Origin of the sequence: Suttonella ornithocola (assembly GCF_001889065.1) — a bacterium.
Lineage (GTDB): Bacteria > Pseudomonadota > Gammaproteobacteria > Cardiobacteriales > Cardiobacteriaceae > Suttonella_A > Suttonella_A ornithocola.
On sequence record NZ_LWHB01000312.1, the window covers coordinates 1 to 739 of the forward strand.

Consider the following 739-nt stretch of genomic DNA (forward strand, 5'->3'; position numbering starts at 1 on the left):
TGTGGCTATAGTAAAAGGCTACTAGAATATAGTGCAATCATCTAAAGCCAACCCAATCCAAAGCAGATAAAAGCATAAAGTATCAATACAATCCATCCGCCATTCTTTGCGTATTTGCTTAATCCAAGCCCACATCTTTTCAATAGGATTTAAGTCTGGACTATAAGGGGGTAACCAAACTATCTCATGCCCATGCTCTTCAATGATTGCTTGAATATCACAGCGTTTATGAAAAGCGGCATTGTCCATGACAATTACACTGTTTTTAGGTAACTCAGGTAACAGTGCTTCTCTCACCCAATGAGAGAAAATATCGCTGTTAATAGAACCATCATATAAGCGTAAGGCAAACAATTCTCCATTGATAATGGCTCCAATCGCATTGCTCTGGTTTTTTAAATGCCAGTTATCACTTCCATGACAAACTTGTCCTTTTGTGCTGTAGCCATAAGGTCTATGAGCAAAGGCTTTAAAACCACATTCATCAAGATAGACTATCGGTTTGTCTTGAGCGGTCTTATCCACTATTTGTTCTTGAAAGTGCTCTCTTTTCTCTGTGTCGGCTTTTGGATGTTGGTTAATCTTTTTTTATGCGTTATCTTTAGTTCGCTTTAGAGCATAACAAATCGCTGATTGCGAGCAATTAAAACGTCTAGCGCTTTCCCATTGGTAATCATCAGGATTACTGCTCAATATCCTTAAGCAAGGCTTCATCATCAATCTTTGAGGCTTACGCTCA

The 739-nt window shown here is 38.7% G+C and carries 1 protein-coding gene; it reads right to left on the bottom strand.

Going from position 1 to position 739, the window contains the following annotated elements:
- Positions 1-21: 21 nt before the first annotated feature.
- Positions 22-582 carry an IS630 family transposase gene (locus A5N85_RS13985; protein WP_143143344.1) on the bottom strand — a complete coding sequence of 187 codons (561 nt, stop codon included), beginning with the start codon at positions 580-582 and terminating at the stop codon, positions 22-24.
- Positions 583-739: the final 157 nt, after the last annotated feature.